Source organism: Olivibacter sp. LS-1, from assembly GCF_008245145.1.
GTDB lineage: Bacteria > Bacteroidota > Bacteroidia > Sphingobacteriales > Sphingobacteriaceae > Olivibacter > Olivibacter oleidegradans.
Window position 1 is genome coordinate 3339752 of record NZ_CP041643.1, and the last position, 22568, is coordinate 3362319.

General features: G+C 38.9%; 18 protein-coding genes. 11 read left to right on the forward strand and 7 right to left on the reverse strand.

Going from position 1 to position 22568, the window contains the following annotated elements; all coding sequences use genetic code 11:
• Nucleotides 1-32: 32 nt before the first annotated feature.
• The gene (locus FKG96_RS13600; protein WP_371719657.1) at nucleotides 33-1454 is read left to right on the forward strand and encodes an ATP-dependent RecD-like DNA helicase; all 1422 of its coding nucleotides are present in this window, start codon (nucleotides 33-35) and stop codon (nucleotides 1452-1454) included.
• 26 nt (nucleotides 1455-1480) lie between these two features.
• On the opposite strand, the gene murI is transcribed toward FKG96_RS13600, so the two are convergent.
• Entirely contained in the window at nucleotides 1481-2311 is an 831-nt protein-coding gene (murI, locus tag FKG96_RS13605; protein ID WP_130857435.1) for a glutamate racemase, read from the reverse strand.
• Nucleotides 2312-2332: 21 nt separating this feature from the next.
• Complete coding sequence (locus FKG96_RS13610) at nucleotides 2333-3976, reverse strand: FMN-binding glutamate synthase family protein (RefSeq protein WP_130857436.1); 1644 nt, start codon at nucleotides 3974-3976, stop codon at nucleotides 2333-2335.
• 251 nt (nucleotides 3977-4227) lie between these two features.
• On the opposite strand from FKG96_RS13610, the gene aroQ reads away from it, so the two are divergent.
• Complete coding sequence (gene aroQ, locus FKG96_RS13615) at nucleotides 4228-4644, forward strand: type II 3-dehydroquinate dehydratase (protein WP_041387448.1); 417 nt, start codon at nucleotides 4228-4230, stop codon at nucleotides 4642-4644.
• A 9-nt stretch (nucleotides 4645-4653) separates the two neighbouring features.
• On the opposite strand, the gene FKG96_RS13620 is transcribed toward aroQ, so the two are convergent.
• From FKG96_RS13620 to FKG96_RS13630, 3 genes are read right to left on the reverse strand one after another with little or no spacing between them, the layout of a single operon-like run.
• Entirely contained in the window at nucleotides 4654-5355 is a 702-nt protein-coding gene (locus tag FKG96_RS13620) for a membrane or secreted protein (protein ID WP_130857437.1), read from the reverse strand.
• A 56-nt stretch (nucleotides 5356-5411) separates the two neighbouring features.
• Nucleotides 5412-6434, reverse strand: a complete 1023-nt coding sequence (locus tag FKG96_RS13625) for a glycosyltransferase family 2 protein (protein ID WP_130857438.1) — start codon at nucleotides 6432-6434, stop codon at nucleotides 5412-5414.
• A complete protein-coding gene (locus tag FKG96_RS13630; protein WP_130857439.1) occupies nucleotides 6431-7300 on the reverse strand; it encodes a lysophospholipid acyltransferase family protein in 870 nt (289 codons plus the stop codon). Before FKG96_RS13630 ends, FKG96_RS13625 begins: the two co-directional genes overlap by 4 nt.
• A gap of 178 nt (nucleotides 7301-7478) precedes the next feature.
• Here FKG96_RS13630 and FKG96_RS13635 point away from each other — a divergent pair, with 178 nt between their 5' ends.
• Complete coding sequence (locus FKG96_RS13635; protein WP_130857440.1) at nucleotides 7479-8096, forward strand: WbqC family protein; 618 nt, start codon at nucleotides 7479-7481, stop codon at nucleotides 8094-8096.
• 80 nt (nucleotides 8097-8176) lie between these two features.
• On the opposite strand, the gene FKG96_RS13640 is transcribed toward FKG96_RS13635, so the two are convergent.
• Nucleotides 8177-10333, reverse strand: a complete 2157-nt coding sequence (locus FKG96_RS13640; protein WP_130857441.1) for an FUSC family membrane protein — start codon at nucleotides 10331-10333, stop codon at nucleotides 8177-8179.
• A gap of 417 nt (nucleotides 10334-10750) precedes the next feature.
• On the opposite strand from FKG96_RS13640, the gene FKG96_RS13645 reads away from it, so the two are divergent.
• From FKG96_RS13645 to lysA, 8 genes are all read left to right on the forward strand, one after another.
• Complete coding sequence (locus FKG96_RS13645; RefSeq protein ID WP_130857442.1) at nucleotides 10751-13336, forward strand: phosphoenolpyruvate carboxylase; 2586 nt, start codon at nucleotides 10751-10753, stop codon at nucleotides 13334-13336.
• A 103-nt stretch (nucleotides 13337-13439) separates the two neighbouring features.
• Complete coding sequence (locus FKG96_RS13650) at nucleotides 13440-13979, forward strand: DUF4142 domain-containing protein (protein ID WP_130857443.1); 540 nt, start codon at nucleotides 13440-13442, stop codon at nucleotides 13977-13979.
• A gap of 232 nt (nucleotides 13980-14211) precedes the next feature.
• Complete coding sequence (locus tag FKG96_RS13655) at nucleotides 14212-15243, forward strand: Gfo/Idh/MocA family oxidoreductase (protein WP_130857444.1); 1032 nt, start codon at nucleotides 14212-14214, stop codon at nucleotides 15241-15243.
• A 55-nt stretch (nucleotides 15244-15298) separates the two neighbouring features.
• On the forward strand, nucleotides 15299-16174 hold the full coding sequence (locus FKG96_RS13660) for a hypothetical protein (RefSeq protein ID WP_130857445.1): 876 nt from the start codon (nucleotides 15299-15301) through the stop codon (nucleotides 16172-16174).
• Nucleotides 16175-16260: 86 nt separating this feature from the next.
• Nucleotides 16261-18330, forward strand: a complete 2070-nt coding sequence (gene ppk1, locus FKG96_RS13665; protein ID WP_130857446.1) for a polyphosphate kinase 1 — start codon at nucleotides 16261-16263, stop codon at nucleotides 18328-18330.
• A gap of 4 nt (nucleotides 18331-18334) precedes the next feature.
• Nucleotides 18335-19210, forward strand: coding sequence for an ethanolamine ammonia-lyase reactivating factor EutA (locus FKG96_RS13670; protein ID WP_130857447.1), 876 nt, complete (start codon nucleotides 18335-18337; stop codon nucleotides 19208-19210).
• A gap of 361 nt (nucleotides 19211-19571) precedes the next feature.
• Complete coding sequence (locus FKG96_RS13675) at nucleotides 19572-20888, forward strand: aspartate kinase (protein ID WP_130857448.1); 1317 nt, start codon at nucleotides 19572-19574, stop codon at nucleotides 20886-20888.
• A gap of 30 nt (nucleotides 20889-20918) precedes the next feature.
• Nucleotides 20919-22097: a diaminopimelate decarboxylase gene (gene lysA / locus FKG96_RS13680; RefSeq protein WP_130857449.1), complete on the forward strand. Its 1179-nt coding sequence runs from the start codon at nucleotides 20919-20921 to the stop codon at nucleotides 22095-22097.
• 63 nt (nucleotides 22098-22160) lie between these two features.
• On the opposite strand, the gene FKG96_RS13685 is transcribed toward lysA, so the two are convergent.
• Nucleotides 22161-22568, reverse strand: a complete 408-nt coding sequence (locus FKG96_RS13685; protein WP_013666436.1) for a hypothetical protein — start codon at nucleotides 22566-22568, stop codon at nucleotides 22161-22163.

Here is a 22568-nt window from a genome sequence, read left to right on the forward strand (position 1 = left end):
GCAAAAAGCATTTTTTTGTGTTAGGTTTGAATGTGGAAATAATTAACAAATTCGAGCAATCGTTTCCCGCTACACCCACTCCGCAGCAAAAGGAAGCATTTAAAGAACTGGCCACTTTTTTAAGTTTTAAACAACAGGCGACTTGTTTTATTTTAAAGGGCTATGCCGGTACGGGTAAAACTACGCTTATTAGCACCTTGGTACGTGTATTGCCGGCCCTAAATATGCGGTCGATCCTATTGTCACCTACGGGAAGAGCAGCTAAAGTAATGAGTGCTTATGCAGAAAGACCGGCATTTACTATCCATAAAAAAATCTATCGAAAGAAAGTCGCCGGCACACCGGATATGTCTTTTACTTTGTCCGATAATTTACATAAAAATACGTTATTTATTATAGATGAGTCTTCTATGATTTCAAATGAGCAGAGTGGTTTCGGAAAGACCGGCTTGTTGGAAGACCTGATAACTTATGTTGAAAGCGGTGATAATTGCAAACTTATGTTTGTAGGAGATACCGCCCAGCTCCCCCCGGTGGGATTATTGGAAAGTCCCGCCTTAAACCCGAGGTATATAAGAGACCATTTTGGCTATCACGTAATGAGCTGCGAATTGACCGAGGTGGTGCGACAAACGAGTAACTCCGGTATTTTGCGTAATGCCACCGCTATTCGCGAACAAATTAGGTTAGACGGTAGCAATAAAAAGCTCCACTTTCCGAAACTAAAGGTAAGAAACTTCGCCGATGTCTATCGGATGACGGGTGAGCGTTTTATCGAAGGGCTTCATTATGCTTATGACAAATATGGAATCGAAAATACATTGGTTATTTGTAGATCAAATAAAAGTGCCAATTTATATAATCAGCAAATACGTAACCGGATACTCTATCGAGAAGAGGAATTGACCGGAGGAGATCATGTAATGGTGGTGCGAAACAATTATTATTGGACAAGTGGAGAAAGCGATGCGCAGCAGTTTATTGCTAATGGAGATATGGCAATTGTAAAACGGGTTCGTAATGTACATGAACAACATGGTTTTCGGTTTGCCGATGTAAGTTTGGCTTTCGTCGACCAAGATAATTTGGAGCCTTTATCCTGTAGAGTCCTACTAGATTCTTTATACACAGACTCTCCTAATTTACCTACAGAAAGTCAGCGAAAATTGTTCGACTCGGTAATGGAAGACTATCAAGAATTGGGAAGTAAGAAAGAGCAAATAGCAGCTATTAAAAACGACTCGTATTATAACGCATTGCAAATCAAATTTTCTATGGCAGTTACTTGCCATAAGGCACAAGGTGGGCAATGGGACGCCGTTTTTATTGATCAAGGCTTTTTAACGGATGAAATGCTTAATATGGATTTCCTTCGTTGGCTCTATACCGCTTGCACGAGAGCCACAAAGGAACTGTTTTTTGTGAATTTTCATGATAAATTTTTTGCCGATTAATCGCCCACTTGCTGAACACTGTATTGCTAAGGTATTTTGTGGGTCAGGTCAAATTGTGCTGCCTCAACCGGTAAACCATAAAAAATGCTGGCCTTTTCCTTGAAATTCTCAACATTTTCCGTTGTAAAAAACTGCCGTGCGCCATTTTTTGTACAAAGAGCTTCTATTTCCTTATGTCTATACAGATAATCTGCTAAACTTTTCGCTACGATGCTTCCTTGTGAAATCACTTGTACACCTTTTGGCATAAATTCCTTAATTGTAGGTAACAATAGGGGATAGTGTGTGCAAGCTAAAATGACGGCATCAATTTCGGTAGACTGTTGCAAGAGGCGATCGATATGTTGTTTTACGAAATAACGGGCGCCAGGCGAATCCATTTCATTATTCTCTACTAAAGGAACCCACATGGGGCATGCTTCCTGATACACCTTAATTTGAGGGAAAAACTTATGGATTTCCAGCACGTAGGACGCTGAATTGACCGTTCCCGAAGTAGCCAAAATACCGACGTGATTGCTTATAGTGAAGCGATCGATAATTTCGGTCGTTGGTCTGATAACACCTAAAACATTTCGTAAGTCTGTGCGTTTCGGTAAATCTTTTTGTTGAATAGTCCTTAAGGCTTTTGCAGAAGCCGTATTGCAAGCCAATATAACTAAATGGCAACCCAAATCAAATAAATGGTTTACACATTCCATCGTATAGTGATACACAGTGTCGTACGAGCGTGTACCATAGGGAACTCGAGCATTATCGCCAAAATAAATGTAGTCGTATTGAGGAAGCGTATGGCTGATTTCTTTAAAAACTGTTAATCCTCCATAACCGGAGTCGAAAATACCTATTGGGCCCATATTATCTTTATGTCAATATTATCAGTTTGTCATCGGTTTTCTTGCCCACTCTAATTCGTCCCAGTTAAGATTGCTGAAGTTTGGTGTGAAAGAATGTGGATCACTTATTGTCATCAACAGCTCAAATTGTTTAGCATATGGCTTTTTGAGTAATGAACCTTTGGGTATATAGGGATAGCTGTCTAAATAAGTCAAAATTTTATCCGGAGAAATTCTTCGATGGATATAAGCTCTATGAATGTCATCGGGGTGTCTGATGCCCGCCGCTGCCATAAGCTCAATGGCACTTTTTATTGTTTGCTGATGAAAATTGGCAACTCTTGTTTTTTTATCTTCTACTACGAGGCCACGTACCAGATGAGCGTTTTGTGTAGCTACGCCGGTAGGACACTTGTTGCTATTACACTCTAAAGCCTGTATGCAGCCAAGGGCCATCATCATCCCCCGCGCGCTATTGCAGATATCTGCACCAAGCGCGAAATTCTTAACAAGATCGAAACCCGTGGCGATCTTCCCGGAAGCTATAATCTTAATGTGTTGCTTCAGGTCAAAGCCTGTAAGTGTGTCGTAAACAAAGGCTAAGGCATCTCTTAGAGGCATCCCAACATTGTTGGAAAACTCCAAGGGAGCGGCGCCTGTTCCTCCTTCACCACCATCGACGGTAATAAAATCAGGGCAAATCTTCGTTTCAGTCATCGCCTTGCAGATGGCTACAAATTCACTTCGATGTCCTATACATAGCTTGAAACCAATGGGTTTCCCATTAGATAGCTCACGTAACTGTTGGATGAAATTTAATAGCTCAATCGGTGTTTTAAATGCGCGATGATAGGGGGGAGAGTCAACGTCTTTGCCCATTTCAACTAACCGTATACGCGCAATTTCTTCCGTTAGCTTTGCCGCAGGCAATATGCCTCCATGCCCTGGTTTAGCACCTTGTGATAGTTTGATTTCAACCATCTTAACCTGCGGGAGATTCACCTTTTGTTCAAATGCTTCCGGATTGAAATTTCCATCCGGGTAGCGGCATCCAAAATAGCCTGTTCCTATCTGCCAAATTAAATCACCACCACCTTCCAAATGATAATCACTTATGCCACCTTCTCCGGTATTATGAGCAAAATTGCCGATTTTAGCACCTTTGTTTAGTGCCATGATGGCATTTTTACTTAAGGCACCGTAGCTCATTGCCGATATATTCAATATGCTCGCTGAGTACGGTTGTGAACAGGAGGGACCACCTATAATAACCCTTGGATCTTCACATGACGCATCCATATGTAAAGCATTGATGCTATGATTAAGCCATTCATAATTGTTTTCATACACATTTAGTTGGGTGCCAAAAGGAGTAGTATCCATTTCTTTTTTTGCACGTTGATAGATCACACTACGATGAATTCGGCTAAAAGGTCGTCCGTCCGTGTCACTTTCGATGAAATATTGCTGTACCTTGGGGCGGAGGCCTTCCATCACATAACGGAGTCTACCGAAAACAGGGAAGTTGCGTCTGATGGCTCGTTTTGACTGATAAACATCGAAGAGACCGAGAAAGAACAAGGGTATAACGATGATGAACGACCAATATATTGGCGTCCACCAAATGCCTGTGATAATAATCCCTGCTAGTAGGAAAAAGGAGATGAAGAGAAACGTGTTTTTCATCAGTATTAATTTATTAATTAGCCCGCCTATTTGAGGCAATCATTTACCTTGCTCGAATCAACGATGGCATCAAACAATATTACTCCCATAAGCGGGTCGCGTTTTAATAGGAAAAGACGAATAAACTTTTAATGAAAATATTATCTTTGCCGTAAAGCATACTGTCATAACATTTCATGCAAAGCTATTATTAATTAATGAAACCTGCATGGATTACTGCTTAAAAAGCGTTGCGCAAAACGATTATAAAGATGAAAATTCAAATCATTAACGGCCCAAACCTCAATTTACTTGGCGTGCGGGAACCTTCAATATACGGAAATAAAGGGTTTGAAAGCTATTTCGAAGAACTGAAAGGGTACTTTGATTCAATCGATCTGTCTTATTTTCAAAGTAATCATGAAGGTGAAATTATCGACAAATTGCATGAAGTGGGTTTTTCTTATGATGGTATCGTTTTAAATGCCGGAGCATATACGCATACTTCAGCGGCAATAGGTGACGCAATCGCTGCTATAAAAACACCGGTTATCGAGGTGCATATTTCGAACGTTCATGCGCGGGAAGCGTTCAGACATCATTCGTATTTGGCTAAATATTGTAAAGGGGTTCTATGTGGTTTTGGATTAGATAGTTATCGCTTGGCGGTGCATAGCTTTATCTACTAACACTATTCGCTACTGATACATGCGACTCCATATTTCATAAATGGGTGCTCCTTTTGAGCTCAACCCGCTGTGATGCCATTGACCATTGTCTAATTTCCCATTGAAAGTCAGGCTCGCTCCAACACGGCTGTCATCCCGGGAAAAAAAGTCGATATTCTCAATATACTTACCATCTTTGAAGCTATAGGTCCCACCTCCCGTACCTGAAAATTCGCCGGTTTTCACATTAATTGCTACCCATTGAAACCGAGTGCCACTGAGTATCTTCAATGTTCTCCGATCCCTCAATGGCATTTCATTCATTTGGTTGTCTACTTTTCGGTTGGTAATTCGCCACACGCCTGCCAAAGGCGCATCATTACTATCTATTCGTTGCCAATTTTCTTTGTTGCCGGTTACATTAATAGAAAGGTCTTTAGTTAAATCGAACTGAAAGGTATGTGATTTTTGTACTTCTTCGGGCTTTGTAGCGTTGTACTCAATAGATACCACGATCTGTTTATCTTGTTGCTTATAGGGGCCACCCCAGGTATTAATAAATTTTTTACCATTTAAGTCATATAAGGCATAAGACAGGTAGTTGTCTACAAAAACCAATGTATGGTGAAGGTCGTCTTTTTTAAGCTGCCAAGCTCCTGCGAGTGAACTTGTTTGTCCATAAGCCGTCGACAAGCATGGTAAAAACAATAGAATATAAAAAAGTATCTTCATGGGTTGTTATAAAAGGTTTATTTATAAACTACGATCCGCTCTTTTTGTTTGCCTTTCTAGAATTTTTTATTATTCAATTCAGTAAACTTCTGCTTTTGAAGTATAAAGTAAGCCCAAATAATGCTCGCGCGATAGATGCCAGACGATACTTTTTTTGATTTGGTTCGTTTTCTTTTACGAGCGTTTTTTCGAAAATTCCTGAAAAAATTCACATGTGCTTTGCTGACTGCAAGTGCATCTTTTCGTTTTCCTTCCGATATGAAACGGAGCAGGGCAATGAAATCTAGCCAAAAACGAATAAATATAACGAATATTGCTTGCATTAAGGGCAGATTTTTTTGCAACATAACGAGGTTATTCCTAAAATTGAGGTAGGTCTTGAATGGATTTTCCTTACTCAGCGTACCACCACCAACGTGATAAACCGCTGATTTCGGACAATAATATATGCTATACCCAAAGAGCTTCAGCCGCCAACACAGGTCAATCTCCTCCATGTGAGCAAAGAAATCTTTGTCAAAGCCTTTCGCCTTTCTCCAGGCATCCCTTTTTATAAAAAAAGCTGCACCGCTTGCCCAAAATATCTCTTTTGGATGATTGTACTGCCCTTGATCGACTTCCGTTTTCTCAAGTATTCTTCCTGCACAAAAAGGATAACCTAAATAATCGATAAATCCACCTGCTGCGCCAGCGTGTTCAAACTTCTTTTTGTCGTAAAAAGAAAGTATTTTCGGTTGAGCAGCTCCTATTTTACTGTCTGCTTCCATCAGTTCGATGACAGGCTCTATCCAATAAGGATCGACCTGTACATCAGAATTAAGGAGGACGAAATAATCGGCCTCAACCTGTTCAAGGACACGATTGTATCCTTCGGCGAAACCAAAATTTTCCTTGTTGTTTATGAGCGTTAAAGACGGATATTCGGTCTGTATAAATGAAACGGAATCATCTGTTGAACCATTATCGCCTATTACTATTTCTAGATTTGGGTAGGTGCTTGCGCAAACCGAGGGAAGGAATTTTTCCAAATAACTCCTTCCATTCCAATTCAGTATTACGACGGCTACTTTTTTATTCATGCACTGGGTTTATGTTTCCATCTACGGTGAGACCATAGCCACTGTTCGGGCTTATCATGTATCAGTTTTTCGAGGTACTTGTTATATGCCAACGTGATTTCGTGGTTATCCGTAGCCTTCGGTGTTTCAAATAAAGTAGAAAAGGTGCATTCGTAATATCCACGCCTTATCCGGTTAATATGGCAATAAACAACAGGAAAATCAGTACGCTTGGCTATTTTTTCCATCCCCAGAAACATTAGTGTATCTTGTCCCAGAAAAGGCGTAAAAAAGCTAGATTCCGAACGCGCAGGTGTTTGGTCTGAGAGAAACATACTCATATGTGGTGTGTTTTCATAGGCAAGGATCTGCCGGAGTGTCTGTTTCATCGGTACCATTTGGGCATTGAATCTCGATCGTATATTGTTAAATGTTTGTTCAAATCCCTTGTTTGAGAGAGGTTTATAAATGATCAATAAAGGGTCTTTCAGCATCAAAGACAATCGATGAATACCCAGCTCCCAGTTACTGTAGTGTGCGGTTGTACCGATTACAGGCTTTCCTTGTTCTAAATGGCGGTAAATTTCGTGTGTGGCGTGAACCACCATTCTCTTTTCCACTTCTTTTGCCGTAATCGTCCTCATTTTAATCGTTTCAATGATCATATCCGAGAGGAAAACAAAAAAATTTTTGGCAATTTGCTTTATCTCTTCATCTGATTTTGAGGGAAACGAGTTTGATAGATTTTCGTATACCACCTTTTTTCGGTAACCTACTACATAATATAGGATAAAAAAAAGAAAATCGCTCAAGCAATATAATACCCAAAAGGGAAGTAAAGAGATTATAAATACAAAAAAAGATACAATGCGATTCCCTAAGTTCATCTTAATTTTAGCCAGACCGAATTACTAAAGAATTTGCAAATATCCGATTTCTTTATTTTGAAAAGGAAATTTTTTACAAACTTATAAGCAGTTCTGATTAAAGCATGTCTTTTCTTTTTCAGAAGATTGCAGTTTATTTATCGGCTAATATGTATTTTCGCGGTTTAATTCCAAAATCATGGAGAAAACAGACAAACTATTTCCCTGCTTTTATTTGGCTCCGATTGCTGCGGTGAGCGAGATGTTAAGCGCCGACGGAGATGAAATTCTAGTCGAAAAATTCGAACACTTCCCCAAGCAAACCTATCGAAATAGGGCGAGTATCTACTCTCCAAATGGTAAATTGGACTTGATCATTCCTGTTAGGAAGGGTGCAAAAGTACACACGGTGATGAAGGATGTACGGATAAGTTATGAGAGTGACTGGCAACGCCTACATTGGATGAGTTTGCAAACTTCCTACAGACGGTCAGCTTATTTTGAATTTTATGAGGATGACTTCGCGCCATTTTACGAAAAAAAATATGAATTTTTATTTGATTTCAATACCGATCTGACAAGTATGTTGCTTCGGTTGTTAAAAATACGAAAGGCGTTAACGTTTACGACCTCATATCTGGATAATGATGCCGGTATTCAAGATTTTAGAAACCGCATTCACCCAAAACAGACCTATCAAGCCAAGGAATTCAAGCCGTATTTTCAGGTGTTTGAACCTAAGCATGGATTCCTTCCAAATTTAAGTATTGTTGACTTACTGTTTAACCAAGGCCCTAATAGTTTAAATTTTTTATAATTGCGAACAATCTAATCTTTCGAAACTATTGCTCAGTCGTTGGTTTGGATGCCGAATCGATAAAACAACAAAATATCGGGCTAGGCTGCTTCTTTTAGCAAATCCATGCGCTCACATATTTTATTCAAATCTTGAGTAATTTTGCTTACAAAGGAAATTTGCTCTGTTATTAACTTTGTTTCTTCGTTTTCTCCCGTATCCTCCGGCAAAGCAGTAACCACTTTGATATCTGTTTCGATAAAAGGTTCATCGTCTTCAGTCATTTTAAACTGCAAAATCGTTTGAGAAAGTTGTTTAAGCGATTTTCGTGTCAATCTAATGTGTTCAGCGGTGAGTGACTGCTGAGCAGCATTTTTGACAACAGCTACCAATGCAACTGAGTAAGAGGATAATATGTGATTATATATTAAGAACTTATTTAGTTCTTTAGCGTTTTTTTGTTTGCTTTTTGGCTCGGTAATCATTCGCTGAAAAATCGAGGTCATATTGGCCATATTAACATAGACATCTTTCCTAACCAATTTGTATTCAGTCTCACTTACCTCTATACCAATAATATACTCCAGCGCTTTGACTAAGTAATTGTAATTAGCAATAAGGAGCTTTCGCATACTGGTTTGTACATTTTTACTTTCCCAACTCGGGAAAATGATGTAACTGGAAGTAAAAGCCAATAAACTACCGGTTATGGTGTCTATCACACGTTCCTGAAGAATTTCAAAGGTGCTTACGCCGAGAAAGCTATATAAAAGTAAAAGGTAAGGTGTTAAAAACATGACACCTAGAATGTAGTTAATGCGAATGAAGCTGTAAGCTAATACCATAAAAATCATTAAAAAAATGAATCTGGCAATCTCTTGCTCAATGCCAAGTAGAATCGCGATACCCGCCAGTCCGCCGATTATAGTGCCTGACATACGTTGATAATTGCGTTGCTTTGTCAAGCTCCAACCCGGTTTAAGAATAACCAGGACGGTCATTAAAATCCAATAACTATGATTGCCAAAAGGGATTAGTTTCGAAATAAAAAAAGCTGCAATCATCACAATCACCATTCTTAAGGCATGTCTGAAAGTAGACGATTTTAAACTTAAATTGTCTTTTAGAACCTTCGGATTGAATGACTGATGTGATAAAAACTTAGTTAAATCTGTTTCCTGATTGTTAAATTGAGCGGTCTGCGTATCAAAGTATTGATAAATGTTGTTGAGCTTGTTAATTAAATCCCGGATATTGACTAATATCTTTTTTAAGATTACCGTGTTTTTGCCTGTGTTTTCTACGCGATCTATTGCCCCTTTTATATGTTCTAAGTCCGATTTGAAATCGTATAATTTCTTTGGTCGATGATTCGCATTGATATGATAAGCCAGATTGTCCATCTCATTGGCTAATCTGTTAACCGTTATTCTAATAGCCCTTAAAGCATCTGTATCTCCGAAGTTATGGCGAATGGCCTCATAATCGTAATGTGTAGCCATCGTTCGTTCAAAAATATCTACCATGTCGGTAAATATAATGACCAATACGCGCCCTAAGCGCGTAGAGTCTTTTACAATCGCCTTGCTTTTAAAAAGTAACTCCCTCACGACATCCTGATGTTGATGAACGATCACTTGCTGGTCAATCAATTTTTGGTAGTTTTTGTCGTTATCAACGGTTATATCATAAAAATTGGCCTTTAATCGTACATAAGCAGCGGTATCTTGAATACATTCAGCTAGGGCCTGCTGGGAAAGTCTGAATGGACGAAATTGAGTTAAGGTAAGGCTCAAAAGCATGTACCAAGCTCCTCCAATCGTTGCATAGACAGCATGCATAAGCGAGCTGTCAGCAGTCATCTTTAAATCATCCATATTAAGGATCATCACTAGAATTGCGGCCGTGCCCAAAGAAGCTGCCCGCGTTCCGTAAACCGCTATCATACACATAGAAAAATTGAGGACAGACAGAAAGATGATAACAGCTACATCGAAAGGGTTAATCAATTTGGTGATAAACGATATCACAAAGATAAAGCCTACTAACACCAGCATCGCATTTCTTCGGTCTTTTGTAGGGCCAGGGGTATCTACAATACTGGTAATTACCGCCCCTAAAGAGACAGCTATCCCCGTTCTTATGTCCCCTAAATAGGAAAAGATTAAAGCAGGAACCAGGGCCCCAAAAGCAATTCGCAAACCATCGGCAAAATACTGACTATATAAAAATGTCTTAATAGCTTGTGTTTGTTTCACTAGAAAAAATCAGTAATAATAGTATGAATGACTTTCCCCTTGTCATTTTGGGATTTACTGACGAATATACAAAAATCCGGCCGACTTATTTTTTGCTTTAGATATTTTGACTGATTAAAGTCATTTTATTTTTTCTAAACGGCGTAAAGCATTTTTATCCATATTATTGAGAACCGTAATAAAAAAGCGTCAAGCAAAACTTATCAGTATCGTACCTGTTATTGCATAGACACTAACCGCATTATGCTGTTTATTGTTTGAGTAATTAAATTGAAAAATGTTATCATAACGAGGGTAATTGCTTGGTGAATTGTAGTTAAGTTTAGATTGTTTTGATATTTATTTGTATTTTGTGCCGTTTTGTTGAAAAAACAATAAATTTTTGTTTTTAACCACGTATTAATCTTTGAGGTATTTATGAAACTAAGTCAGAAAGAAGCTGTTTATGAGAATGAGGTCTTGACACGCTTTGAACTCTATAACAGTCTTTTTTTAACATTACCATTTTATCAAGTCAAGCATACCGGGACCTTATTACCTTTCTTTTCAACGCATATCGAAAAGGGAGTAAATGATAAAATGGATCCCGAAGCAATAATTGAAAGTTTTTTTGGACAATACGAACAATATATTCACAAGGCCGATCGCTTCGATTTACTCTTCCGGATCATCCAATATATCGAAAGACAGGTCGTTTTATTTGATGCGATAGAAGATGCCGCTTTCTCGAAGACCGGTAGGGCCGATGATGCCGGATCTTTGGAATCTTTATTTAAACGTGCTGAAAATAATAACGTATTACGTGATAAGATCGTTAATCGGTTGAAAGATTTTTCGCTGCGATTGGTTCTTACCGCCCATCCTACACAGTTCTATCCGGGCGAAGTGTTGGGTATTATCACCGACTTAACAGGGGCTCTAAAAAAGAATGACATTAACGATATCCATTTATTGTTACAGCAATTAGGCAAGACACCGTTCCTACAGAAAAATAAGCCAACTCCCATTGACGAAGCCAGGAGCTTAGCCTGGTTTTTGGAGCATGTGTTTTACCCGGTTGTTTCGGATATACAATGTATGGTGGATAATGACTTTGATGCCAATGGTTGTATTAGGGAAGCGGAAAAACAAATCGTTGAGTTGGGCTTCTGGCCGGGGGGGGATCGCGATGGAAATCCTAATGTGACTACAGAAAGTACAAAAGAGGTTTCTGCTTTGTTGAGAACCATCTTGTTCAGGTGTTATTATCGGGATTTTAGAGTGATGAAACGCCGTATTACTTTCAGAGGAGTGGAAAAGTATATGGCAGCTTTGCAGGAAATTTTCTACGAGAATAGCTTTAACCCACAGGAAAATCAAAAGAATGTAAAAGACGCTATCATCTTCAATTTAAGTGAAGTAAAACGAGTGCTTACCGACTATCACGACCGTCTTTTTGTGAACCTTGTGGACGATCTTTTGCGGAAGGTTAAAATTTTCGGGACCTACTTCTCGAGCTTGGATATTCGCCAGGATAGCAGCATCCTCCGCAAAACATATCAATACCTCTACAAAGCTCATCCGGAAGAGACAGGAATTGATGCAGATTTTGAAACGTTGGAGGAGGCAGACAAGATTATGTCCGCTCGCTTCCGTGAGGCTGATTTACCAACAGACAATATTAAGGATCCTTTAATTCTGGATATGGTAGAAACGATTCGTTTTGTTCAAAAAATCCAGCAGTCGGGAGGGCCGAAGGCCTGCCATCGATTTATTATCAGTAATTGTCAACAAGCGTCAGATATTCTGTCCCTTATGGAACTTTTCCTATGGAACGGTTGGAAGAAAGAGACGCTTTCAATTGATTTTGTACCATTGTTTGAGACGGTAGATGATCTGAAGCGTGCGGCTAAAGTGATGGAAATCCTCTATAACAATAAGGCTTATCAATCCCATCTTAAACACCGTGGGAATAAGCAAACAATTATGCTCGGGTTTTCAGATAGCACAAAAGATGGTGGATACCTAATGGCCAATTGGTCTATTTACAAAGCAAAAATGGAGCTTACTGCGATGGCGCGTAAATACGATGTCGATTTAACCTTCTTTGATGGACGGGGCGGGCCTCCGGCTAGAGGAGGGGGGAAAACCCAACGGTTTTATGCTTCTATGGGTGATGAAATAGCGAATGATCATATTCAATTAACGATTCAGGGGCAAACGATAAGTAGTCAGTATGGCTCTTTTGATACCGCACATTACAATATTGAGCAATTGTTGAATGCCGGTATAACTTCAGGAATAAAAACCAAACCTGGCGATACCCTCAGTCAGGGGAAGAAAATGTTGATTGATCGTATGGCTGGAGCGAGCTATAATAAATTTATGGAGCTAAGGAAACACCCCTTATTCCTAAAATATCTGGAAGAACTTAGTCCATTGAAGTTCCTGTCATCTCTTAACATCAGCAGTAGACCGGTAAAAAGAAATTCAAATTCTGAATTACGATTGGAGGACCTACGGGCAATCAGTTTTGTAACCGCTTGGAGCCAACTGAAGCAAAGTGTCCCTGGTTGTTACGGCGTGGGAACGGCGCTTAAAAATGCAGACGATTCGGGCGAGTGGGATAAAGTGCAAGAACTTTATAATACTTCCGGTATGTTCAAAACAATCATTGACAATAGTATTATGTCTATGACGAAATCAAATTTTAATATCACTGCCTATTTAAAAGACGACGAAAAGTTTGGGACATTTTGGAATATGCTTCGCGAAGAGTTTGAGTTAACTAAGCAATACTTTTTAAAATTAACGGGTACCACGATGCTTATGGAACGATATCCCGTAGAAAGGAAATCGATTGCTACGAGAGAGAAAATCGTTCTACCTCTTGTCATTATTCAACATTATGCGATTAAAAAAATGCATAATTTGAGTACGGATGATCCGAATTATGAGATTTATGGTAAATTACTCACCCGCACGGTATATGGTATTGTCAACGCTGGAAGGAATTTGGTATAATTGAGTAGTATTCACAGTGGATTTGTACATAAAAATTGATAATAGGAAAATTTTATGTTAGGTTTGCTGGACAAAACTGTACATACATAAATAGAAATTAAAAATGAATAGGAAGATAGCTTTATTTGGCTTGTCAACTTTTGCATGTGTTTTATCGATGAGCTCCTGTACAAGTGTTGGTGAACATAAGGCCAGCGCAGAGTTATACTACACAAACATCACGAAAGCAGATACCGAAGAATATAGATTTTATCGTACGGTATATCAATTGGCGAATGAGGAAATAGAGTTTGCTAATATCATTTCACAGCGAGGAAGCAATGCGAGTGTAAAATCCTTAGCTACAAATTTAAGCACCCAATATAAAGATGTGTTAGCAAAAGTTCAGGAATTGGCTACCAAATCTGATGTACTGATTCCTTTCCCGGCTATGCACTCATTGGAATTACCTGCCGGCTTGGATTCTGCTCAGGCAAGCATATTGGATAAAGAATTTCTAAAACACTCGCTACATAATCAGGAAGCTATTCTTCACCAATTTGAGGGCGCAGCCCGCACCACAGATGTCAGTGTGAGAAAATATGCGAAAGAGGCACTTCCTGTTCTTGAAAAAAGCATAGAAGAGACAAAAACTTTACTGTAAGCTTTTTCAGAGTGCCTTAGGAAGGTGTCTTAAAAGGTACAAGTCGGGATAACGATAAAAAGTAACTTTTTAAAGACACCTTTTTCTTTTGTATATTTCCTTGGCCCCGGCTCGGTATTTTTTAACAGAACCTAGAAATAGGATGAAATTTTGTTGAGATAAAAAGCTAATCCGATTAGCAAAACTATTTACGGGATTTAGCGTTTTATTAAACAATAAAACTTATAAGTATATGTCAAAATATCCGGTAATAGCAGGCATACTTTCCTATGGTATGTCTGGTAGAATATTTCATGCGCCTTTTCTTGAAACAAATACGCGGTTTAAGTTCAAAGCGGTTGTAGAAAGAAGTAAAAAAACGGCACAGCAACGATACCCCAATATTATCAGTTATGATAGCGTTGATGAGTTATTAGATGATAAGGATATAGAACTGGTTGTGGTAAACACCCCGAACCAGACACATTTCGACTATGCCAAAAAGGCTTTGCTGAAAGGAAAGCATGTGCTAATCGAAAAGCCCTGTGCTGCCACAAGTCAGGAAGTGAAAGAGCTTTTTGATCTTGGCAGAGAACAAGGTAAGCATGTAATGGTGTTCCAGAACAGAAGATGGGATAGTGACTTCAAACTTGTTAAAAGAATTATTGAAAGTGGTGCGCTTGGAGATATAATTGAATTTCATATCCGTTTCGATCGTTATAGGAAAGAAAAGAGTCCTAAAACATTTAAAGAAATCAATCAGGCAGCCGCTGGTTTAACCTATGATTTAGGTCCGCACTTGCTTGACCAGGTAATCTCGCTGTTCGGTAAGCCTAAAGATAGCATCAAGCTGACAAGCATTCACAGAGAAAATTCAGAGGTAGATGATTTTTTCACCTTTGTATTAACTTATGAACACGGACTTACTGTTTTTGCACATGCAAGTTTGTTAGTTGCACAGCCCTTGCCCGCGTATGTGATACATGGCACAAAAGGCTCTTTTCAAAAAAACCGAGCAGATGTGCAAGAGGAACAATTGGACAAAGGGATGTGGCCGACTGACGAAAAATTCGGACTGGAAGCCGTTGGTCAAGAGGGCTTATTAACTATTATCAATAAAACTAATCAAAAACAGATTTTTTATAAAGAGGCGCTTAAAGGGAACTATAAGGGCTTGTTTAATGCCGTATATGAACAAATCCGGAAAGATAAACCTTATCCCATCACAGAGGAACAGATTATATGGCAAATGGAGCTACTTGAGAAAAAATCGTGGGATAAATAATCCTTTGTTTCCGGTATTTAATTTGCTTAGCTTTATATAACTTAAATAAACGGTTATGGCTAAGAAAATCACAAAAAAACAAAAGAAAGCGGATAAGCAAAAAGTTACCAAATCGCTAACTAAACGTGTTACGGCTCTATTGAATGATTTAGGGCATGAAACGAAAGATTTGGCAAAAGATATTAAGAAAGCCAGTAAGAAACTCGCGGAAAAGCTGTCGGATAAAATAGAAGGTGCTAAAGGGCAAACGAAGAAAAAAGCAGAGGCTTCCAAAAAGAAAGTCAAAACTGTCGGAGAAAAGGTAGAAAAGAAATCAAAAGAGAAGGCAGAAAAAAGTGCAAAAGCAGTAGAGCAGAAAGTAAAAACTGCAACTAAAACCAGCAACACTTCGAAAAAGGAGCCTGTGAAGGATGACAAGGTTGGAAAGACAGAGGTTAGCAAAGTTAGTGGTAAAACTCAATCGGTAGCTCCTGCAAAATTACCCATTCCAAAGGCTACTCCAACAAAACCGGTAACCGCCGCCACGCCACCTGCAAGCACAAGCAAGAAGACAAGCCCGCAAAAGAGCCCGTTAGCAACAACAACGGTAAAAAAAGCTGTTCCGCAGCGAAGCGCTTCTTCATCAACTGGCAGCGTTAAAACAGATAGTAAGCAATCGGCGGTAGCATCAGCAGCCACTAAAGCAGTATCGCAACCAAAAAAAGTTGTCACTCCTAATCAAATTGCAAACCAAGCGAAAAAAGAAGCAGAATTAAAACCCGCCGTTAAAGAGGAAAAGAAGGCAGTTGTTACGGGTAATAAAACAAGCGCAAAGCCGGCAACGAATGTTAATAGTCAGCCAAAAACTGCTCCCAAAAAAGCGACGCCTGCAACCGCGAGCAAAACAGCAAGTAAACCATCAGAACCGTCAGATAAACCAGCAATTTCCTAATTTTGATTCATAAAAGGTAATGTTTACTTAACATGTACTTAACATTTTTATGCAAAATTTGCTGTCTATAAATGGTATTCTGATAAATGTCTGCATCTTTTAAGAGCAAAGCTCCTTTAATTAATAGAGAGATAAGTTGGTTATATTTCAATGAGCGCGTATTACAGGAAGCGGCGGATAAATCAGTGCCTCTACTAGAGCGTCTTCGCTTTCTTTCGATATTCTCTTCCAATTTAGATGAGTTCTATCGCGTAAGAGTGGCTACACTTAATAGGTTGGCAAACGTAAATACGAAAGCGAAGGAGCTCCTGGGCTTTAACCCTCGGAAAGTATTAAATGAAATTAAGAATATCGTTGTTAAACAGGAAAAGCGGTTTGAATACCTTTATGAGCACGAAATAATTAAAGAGCTGGCGGAAGAGAAGATTTTTATTATTAATGAAAAACAACTGAACGTTAGTCGAGGAGAATTTGTTAGGAAGTATTTTCAAGAGAAAGTACTTCCTAATCTGGTTCCGATTATGTTGGATGTGGACAATACCAAACCATTCCCTGAATTAAAAGATCGCCGAATTTATTTCCTTATTAAGTTAACATATCATAAGAAAATCAGATATGCCCTATTGGAGGTGCCCAGCAAAAGCATTAATCGTTTTTTGGTGCTTCCTCATAGTAATCAATTGAAATTCATTATACTTTTGGATGATATCATTCGATATTGTCTTGATGAATTGTTTTTTATTTTTAAATACGATACCATTGAAGCCTTCACGATCCAACTGACCCGTGATGCGGAACTGGATATCGATCCCAATGTAAGTGAGAAATTTATCGAAGCCTTAAGTAAGAGCCTTCAAAGGCGATCGAAGGGAAAGCCAATGCGCTTGCTTTATGACAGTGAGATCCCACTGGACATGCTGAATTTTTTGGTTTCGAGAATGAATTTGAGCAACGGTGTACTTATTCCAGGCAATCGTTACCACAATTTCAAAGACTTCATAGCCTTTCCAAATGTAGGAGGACCATCCTTGGAGTATGAGACGCTTCCTGCGCTCGAAGTAAAAGAGCTCGACTTGAGTAATAGCATTTTTAACCAGATTGCAAAAAGAGATTATCTGATCAGTTTGCCATACCAGTCATTTGACTATATCATTCATTTTTTGCGAGAGGCTGCCATTGATCCAAAAGTGGTGGAAATTAATATTACCCTCTATCGTTTGGCCGAAAATTCAAAGATTATCAATGCCTTAATCAACGCAGCAAAGAACGGAAAAAAAGTAAACTGCCTGATTGAATTAAAAGCGCGATTTGATGAAGAAGCCAATATTTTCTGGAGTAATAAATTGGAAGAGGGTGGAGTGCATGTACATTATGGTCTTTTGGCTTATAAGGTACATTCCAAAATATGTTTGATAAGCAGGAGGGAAAAGGGGAGACTTACGTATTATGCGAATCTGGCAACAGGAAATTATAATGAAAAGAGCGCGCGAAGTTATTGCGACCATAGTATGTTCACCGTTCATAAAGGTATAACGGCAGATCTAAAAAGGCTTTTTAAAGGACTGGAAAAAAAATCTTTTTACAAAGGCTATAAATACATTATCACTTCGCCTTTGGAAATGCGCAATGCAGTTTATCAATTAATCGATAGGGAAATAGAGCTTGCTAAAGCGGGCAAGGATGCATATATGATTTTAAAGATGAACAGCCTTTCTGATGAAGGTATGATTTTGAAATTGTATGAAGCTAGTAACGCTGGAGTCAAGATCCGACTAATTGTGCGAGGTATGTGCTGTCTGGTTCCGCAACAACCAGGTTTCAGCGAAAATATAACGGTTATTAGTATTGTAGACAGATTTTTGGAGCATGCTCGTGTGTGGATCTTCGGGAACGATGGCAATGAAAAAATATATTTATCGTCAGCTGATTGGATGACCAGAAACATAGATAGACGATTGGAAGTTAGCTTTCCCGTAGTAGATCCCTTATTGGTTAAGGAAATAAAAGATATTCTTGATCTCCAACTTCGCGATAATACTAAAGCAAGGGTAATTAATGCGGCAAACGATAACAGATACGTAAAGAAGAGAAAAAATGAAATGAGTTATCGGGCCCAACTGGATACTTACCATTATTTGAAACAAAAGAATAAATAAAGATATGAGATATGGAGCTATTGATATTGGTTCAAACGCTATCAGATTATTAATTGCTGATATAATTGAGAATGGCCAAGTAGTTTCTTTTAAGAAGAATACACTCATTCGAGTACCCTTACGTTTAGGCGACGACGCTTTTATTGATAAGAACATCTCTAAGAGAAAATCAGAAGATTTAATAAAAACTATGTCGGCGTTTAAATCACTGATGGACGTCTATAAGGTTAGTGAATACATGGCTTGTGCAACTTCTGCCATGCGAGAAGCTGTCAATGGTTCCGAGTTGGTGCAAGAGATAAAAAAAGTCGGTATCAACCTGGAAATCATTGATGGCGTAAAAGAAGCTAGTATCATCTATAATAGCCATGTTGAACAGCAATTGGAAAGACGGAAAAGCTATTTATACATTGATGTTGGTGGTGGTAGCACCGAGTTATCGGTATTTAATAATGGAGCTTTAAGCGCATCGAGGTCATTTAATATAGGAACTATTCGTATCCTAGATAATCAGGATAGCGAGGAAACCTGGACTGAAATGAAGGAATGGATAAAAGAAAACACCAAGAATTATAAAGGAATTATAGGCATTGGAACCGGCGGTAATATTAATAAGTTGCATCGTCTAGCCGACGAAAAAGGAACTAAGCCCTTATCTTTCAATAAACTTAAGTCGCTATACGAATATTTAAATTCTTTTTCCCTAAAAGAACGTATCAATGTTCTCGGATTAAATAACGACCGTGCCGATGTGATTATTCCGGCTTGTGAAATCTTCCTGAATGTTATGAAATGGGGAAGTGTAAAAAATATTGTTGTGCCTAGGGTAGGTCTTGTCGATGGAATTATCCAAACGCTCATCGACGAACATGGAAAATAAATAAGAAAAAGCTCGATAATACCGATTTTGAATAAAAAAAATTAAACCTATCGGGCGTTATGGTGTTTTTTTTTAAATATAACTGAAAGTATATTATAGATATAATAAAATTGAGTATCTTTGGCGCCCGTATGAAAAGACTTTTTATACGGGTTTTTTGTTGCTATTTTTGCGCATGGTCAAGAAAGTCGCCCTTATAGCGGTTAGGCCGACTAAAAAATAACTTATTCTGACGAAAAATGGCTGAGCTGCCAGAGGGGTACTTTAGCTCAGACAAGCTTCGTCGCCGTTAACCGAGCTTGCGAGCTCATTGATACCTAAAAACAGTGAATAGTATCGATAAAAACAAATTAAACATTCAATGAAAATCTTAAAATTCGGTGGAACATCGGTTGGTAGTCCCGAGCGTATGAAGAAATTACTGGACATCATCCAACCCGGTGAAGAGAAACAGATCGTTGTTTTATCTGCAGTAGCAGGTACAACCAATGCATTAGTTGAAATATCACAAGCTTTTGCAGCGGGTGATAAGCGAAAGGCCGAAGCACTAATTAAGGGTTTGCACGCGAAGTATGAGGAATTTATTGAAGAGCTATTTACAAGTCAAGAAGGTAAAGAAAATGGAAAGGAACTGATCGATTATCATTTTAACTTTATAGAATCTTTTGCCCATGACCTTTTTACACCTATAGAAGAAAAGATTATTTTGGCACAAGGGGAGTTATTGTCAACGACCCTTTATCATTTTTATCTTACGGAAATTGGCGTTCGCTCTAAGCTGCTACCGGCTTTAGACTTCATGAAGATCGATGAAGATAATGAACCTACTATTGATTTTATCGGCGAGCATTTGTCGACTTTATTAGCAGCTTCAAATGACCACCAGTTGTTTATTACGCAAGGTTACATCTGCAGAAATGCTTTTGGTGAGATTGATAACCTAAGACGAGGTGGAAGCGATTATACCGCCTCGTTAATAGGTGCAGCCATACGTGCGGAAGAGGTCCAAATTTGGACAGATATTGATGGTATGCATAATAACGATCCGCGTATCGTAAAGGGTACAAAGCCCATTGCCCATTTAACATTTGATGAAGCTGCGGAGCTAGCTTATTTCGGAGCAAAAATTTTACATCCTCAAAGTGTATTTCCAGCTCAACGATATAACATTCCCGTAAGGCTACTGAATACCATGGATCCCGATGCCTCGGGCACTTTGATCAGTAAAGAGGGGGCCGTGAGGGGAGAAGTTCGGTCTATTGCGGCTAAGGATGGTATTACCGCAATTCGAATTCATTCTTCGCGTATGCTTTTAGCTTTTGGTTTTCTAAGAAGAGTTTTCGAAGTTTTTGAGCGTTACAAAACACCTATCGATATGATTACCACTTCGGAAGTCGCTGTATCGTTGACCATTGATGATACCCGTTTTCTCAGTGATATTGAAAGGGAATTAAAGGATTTTGGTTCAGTTGAAATTGACGTTAATCAAACCATCGTTTGCGTCGTCGGCGATTTCAGTTTAAATACGCATGGTTACGCTTCCCGTGTATTGGACGCTGTGAAACACATCCCTGTGCGCATGATTTCGTATGGTGGCAGCAATTTTAACATCTCATTGCTGATTAACGCTGAAGATAAGGTTGAAGTGCTTCGTTCTTTACACAATCGTTTATTTTAATTATAATGGCGATTTACGCTACAGAATTACATGTTTAACAGAGATATTATAGCTGCTTTTGAGCAGAAGGAAACCCCCTTTTTTTATTACGATTTACAGCTACTCCAAGCAACAATAGATAATGCGCTTACTGAGGCTGATAAGTACAAGTTTCACATACATTATGCGCTTAAGGCGAATTTTAATGAACGCGTTTTACAAATTATCCAAGAATCCGGTATTGGAGCCGATTGTGTAAGTGGTAATGAAGTACTAAAGGCGGTAGAAACGGGTTTTTCCCCTGATAAAATTGTTTTTGCAGGTGTTGGTAAAGCTGATAAAGAAATCATAGCTGCACTTCATCACGATATATTTGCTTTTAATGTTGAATCGGTACAGGAGTTGTGCGTCATCGGCGATTTAGCGAAGAAGGAAGGCAAGGTGGCGAAAGTTGCACTTAGAATCAACCCAAACGTGGATGCGAAGACACACAAGTATATTACAACCGGTTTAGACGAGAACAAGTTTGGTATTAAAACCTGGGAACTAAATGAATGCTTGGATGTTATCAGGAACTTTGATTCGCTGGAATTAATCGGACTACATTTTCATGTGGGCTCACAAGTAGTCGATCTCAATGTTTTCAAAAGCCTGTGTGTAAAAGTAAATGAGTTTAACAATTGGTTTGACGAGCGTGGATATCGTTTAAAAGTACTGAATGTAGGCGGAGGATTGGGGGTTAACTATACCGATCCCGATGGTGATCCTATTGTTGATTTTAAACGTTACTTTGAAATCTTTGATCAATTTTTGGAGCGTAAGGGAGAGCAAGAGGTGCATTTTGAGCTCGGAAGAGCTCTGGTTGCGCAAAGCGGAAGCTTAATTAGTAAGGTCTTGTATGTCAAGAATGGTATTAAAAAACATTTTTTGATTCTCGATGCAGGTATGACAGAATTAATGAGACCCGCTTTATATCAAGCTTATCACAAAATAGAGCATTTATCTGCTAAGCAGCTAAGTGAAGAGACGAGGGACGGATCGGTTAACTATGATGTTGTAGGGCCTATTTGCGAGAGTACCGATTGTTTCGGGAAGGAAGTCGAGCTTCCGGAGTCTAAGCGCGGGGATTTGATTGCCATTCGCACAACGGGTGCATATGGTGAGGTAATGGCTTCAAAATACAACCTACGAGACGAAATTCGTTATGTTTATAGTGATGAAATAGTATAAGTATAGGCTTGCTTGCGGGTCTATAAAAATAAAGAGCAGATTGTATAAATCCGCTCTTTATTTTTATATCCCAATTAAAATGCCCGGTTTATTAATGATTGGAATACGGATCAGGTTGGTGTCAACAATACTTTCCGGTAAGAAAATAAATTTCTTATCATAAATAGTTCCACCAATATAATAACTCAGCAAATATTCATTGGTTAAACCGAAAACCTGTTCGTCAATTGCTTCTACTAATGCAAACTCTTTTGCCTCTATATCTCCGATAAAATGGCGTAATACGGAAGTTTTTACTTCGCGCTCATCCTTCAAACCATAGCCCTTGCTGCTGATAAGCACATTCTTTATGGGTTCTTCCTTTTGGTTGATTAAGTAAACATTCCAGTGTCTGCTGGTAGGCGAATCACTTTCCAATACAACAGCTACATATATATCTTCTACAACGTTTGGAGGAAGGTCCTTCTTCAT